General features: G+C 64.9%; 5 protein-coding genes. 3 read left to right on the forward strand and 2 right to left on the reverse strand.

Features of this window, described 5'->3' with window-relative positions:
• Together VGD20_RS19815 and VGD20_RS19820 are read right to left on the reverse strand one after the other, a co-directional pair.
• Positions 1 to 298, reverse strand: a 298-nt coding sequence (locus tag VGD20_RS19815; RefSeq protein WP_331136096.1) for an NAD(P)H-hydrate dehydratase, incomplete at its 3' end; no start/stop codon positions are given.
• Complete coding sequence (locus VGD20_RS19820; protein WP_331136097.1) at positions 291 to 1,052, reverse strand: histidine phosphatase family protein; 762 nt, start codon at positions 1,050 to 1,052, stop codon at positions 291 to 293. The genes VGD20_RS19820 and VGD20_RS19815, both read right to left, overlap by 8 nt.
• 111 nt (positions 1,053 to 1,163) lie before the next feature.
• On the opposite strand from VGD20_RS19820, the gene VGD20_RS19825 reads away from it, so the two are divergent.
• The 3 genes from VGD20_RS19825 to VGD20_RS19835 all read left to right on the forward strand — a co-directional run.
• On the forward strand, positions 1,164 to 1,841 hold the full coding sequence (locus VGD20_RS19825) for an MgtC/SapB family protein (protein ID WP_331136098.1): 678 nt from the start codon (positions 1,164 to 1,166) through the stop codon (positions 1,839 to 1,841).
• A gap of 148 nt (positions 1,842 to 1,989) precedes the next feature.
• Positions 1,990 to 2,355: a hypothetical protein gene (locus tag VGD20_RS19830; RefSeq protein ID WP_331136099.1), complete on the forward strand. Its 366-nt coding sequence runs from the start codon at positions 1,990 to 1,992 to the stop codon at positions 2,353 to 2,355.
• Positions 2,352 to 3,154, forward strand: an 803-nt coding sequence (locus VGD20_RS19835; RefSeq protein WP_331136100.1) for a cation transporter, incomplete at its 3' end; no start/stop codon positions are given. The genes VGD20_RS19830 and VGD20_RS19835, both read left to right, overlap by 4 nt.

A 3,154-nucleotide genomic window follows, 5' to 3' on the forward strand; every position in this document is an offset into this window, starting at 1 on the left:
GCAACTCTGCGCTGTCCGGCGAGATTTCGCCGCTTTCTGTCTCGGGAAGAGCTACCACCGCGCAGGAAGGAAAAGCGATGCCGATCGGGATCGCGGCAGAGGCGATCGTCGCGATCGTGACCTTTCCCGCGCCGGCTCGAAAGGCAGCCTCGGCGGTCAGCAACATGCCGCCCGGCACCCGTCGACACCCGCCGATGACAAGCACCCTGCCGCGGCCGTTCTTGTCGACATTGTCATGATGATCGGGAAGCGGATTGGCCTTCAGCCATGCCGTGTCCAGCCGCGCTTCCTCACCCACGCGCGGCCACCATCGCATCGGGCTCGCGCGTCACCGCGACCTCGCCTTTCATCGGGGCGGTGACATTGTAGCGCGCCAGCACCAGATTGCCGTCGCGGCCAATGCCGGGATCGAACCGATATTCGGTAATCGCGCAATTGGCGACGTCGCCTTCCCTGTCGATCGCCAGGATGTCCTTCTCCCCGAGATTTTCGATGATCGTGCGCAGGCAGAGCACCACGACCTGATGCGCGACGATCATCACGCGCCGCCCGCCGTAGTGAAGCGACACCGTGTCGAGCAGCGACCGGAGCCGCAGGATCACGTCGCACCAGCTCTCGCCGCCCGGCGGGCGATGATAGAATTTGCCCAGCAATGTCCGGAATGCCGCCTGCTCGGGATGAGAGGCCTCGATGCCGACATGCGTCAGCCCGTCGAGGATGCCGAATTCCTTTTCGCGCAATCGCTCGTCGATGCAGATTTTCTCGTCGGCCGCGCAGCCGCCAGCGGCGCGGAAGATTTCGGCGGTCTGGACCGCGCGTACATAGGGCGAGGCAAGCATGATTTCGGGCCGTCCGTCTTCTTCGCCGTCCGCGAACCATTCGCCGAGCGCTTGCGACTGCTCCTCGCCGAGCCGGGACAAGGGCACATCGACATCGCGGTGATCGAGCGCAATGCGCAAGTCGCCGGCAGCATCGGCGGCATCGCGCGCGACATTACCCGCGCTCTGTCCGTGACGGACGACCCAAAGCGTTGATGGCCAGCGCGGTGTCATGTCGTTCCAACGCCGCGCCGCCAAACTCGTTGCGCCGACGCGAATTCGCCCGGACCTGTTCAGTCGACGGAACCCAGCGGATAGCCTAACCGTAATTGCCCGGTGGAGACGATGGACCCTCAACTTCTCTGGCCAATCGCTGGCGCGATAGCGGCAGGCGCCATCATCGGCGCCGAACGCGAATATCGTGCCAGTCCCGCAGGCCTCCGTACGCATATCCTTGTCGCCCTCTCCTGCTGCCTGCTCATGCTCTCGGCCGTGCATCAGATGGCCTGGCTCAACGACGCGCCGGTCGAGGTCATCCGCATCGACCCCGTCCGCATGGCCCACGGCATATTGACCGGGATCGGCTTCCTTTGCGGCGGCGTCATCTTTCGCGAAGGCTTCAACGTCCGCGGTCTGACGACGGCCGCATCGCTCTGGACGACGGCAACGCTCGGCATGCTTTTCGGGATCGGTTTCTACGAACTCGCCATCTTCGGCGGCGTCGCAACGCTCGCGGTTCTCGCCGCGGTTGCCATCACCGAGCGCTATGCGCCGCAGCGCCGCGTCGCGCACGTCAACGCGAGCTACAGCCGCAGCGCGGACATGACCCTGTCGCGGTTTGCAGACGCGCTTGCCGCGACGGGGCTCAAATTCATCACGATCGACCAGAAACTGGACGGCGAAACGCAGACCTTCAGCGCCATTGCGAACGGCTATAGCGAGATCCGCGCCGAAGCGCTTGCCGCAAGCTGGTCGAACGACCCCGCCATAACCTCCTTTCATATCCGGCCGCAGCAGGCCTGAGATGCGGCGCCCCGGATTCTCAATGCCGATCGGGGTTCCGGCTGCAGGCCGCGGCGAGGACAAGCCACGGGCCGGATGGCGCATCGCCCTTTGCCTTCTGGCTCCCTCGCTCTTCCTTATATCCGGTTGCGATAAATTTCCGGCGGACATGGACGGCAGCCTCGCGACAATCGCGCAACGCAAGACATTTACCGTCGGTACGGCGGCTCCGCTCCCCTCAAGCGCCGAGCAGCTGGTTGCACGCCTCGAGAAAGCGACGGGCAGCAAGGCCCGGATCGTGACCGGCCCGCTCGAACCGCTGATCGCCGATCTGGAAGCCGGCAAACTCGATCTGATCGTCGCGCCCTTTCGGAAGGATAGTCCGCTTGTAGCGGACGTCTCGCTGTCCCCGCCGATCGCGCGCGCCGGCGAAGAGATCGAATGGCACGCCGCGATGAAGAATGGCGAGAACCGCTGGATCATGCTCGTCGAGACAGAGGCGCGCGGTGTCGCACCGCCGGGTGGTGCCGAATGACCTCGCCCGACGGAACCCATGTCGACGCTCTGCCGCCGGGTTTGCGCGAGACGCTTCGCCGTGCGGAGCGCCTTGAATGGTGGAACATAGTCTGGACGATCTCGATCATCGCGGTGATGGGGCTCGTCCTCGGCCAGAGTCAGACCATGAAGACCGCATGGATCGAGGACACCCTCGGCCTCGTGCCGCCAATCGCCTTTCTCGTCGCCGCCCGCATGGAACGAAAGGGCACGAGGTCTCATAAATTCCCGTTCGGGTTCGAACGGGTCAACGGCCTCGGCTTCTTCCTCGCCGCGGTCGCGCTCGCCGGGACCGGCGCGCTCCTCCTCTGGGACGCCGCGATGACGCTCGTGAAAGCCGAGCATGTCACGGTCGGCTCGGTGCGTCTGTTCGGCCACGACATCTGGCTCGGCTGGCTCATGATCGCGGCGCAGATCTATGCCATGATCCCGCCGATGATCATCGGTCGCAAGGAGTTGCCGCTCGCCGAAGATCTTGCCGACAAGCTTCTTCATACCGACGCGTTGATGAACAAGGCGAACTGGATGACCGGGGCTGCGGGTGTCGCAGGCATTATCGGACTGGGTCTCGGATGGTGGTGGGCGGACTCGGTCGCGGCCGCTATCATATCGCTCGACATACTTCACGACGGCCTGACTGCGCTCCGCTCCTCGACCGCCGAGCTGGTCGATGGCGCGCCGCGCGCGCTCGCGAGCGCCAAACTGTCCGACGACGCCGAAGCGGTCCGGTCCCTGCTCGAAAAGCGCTATCCCGACGCGCGCATCCGCCTTCGCGAGAC

It is taken from the genome of Sphingopyxis sp. (genome assembly GCF_036402335.1).
Taxonomy (GTDB): Bacteria; Pseudomonadota; Alphaproteobacteria; order Sphingomonadales; family Sphingomonadaceae; genus Sphingopyxis.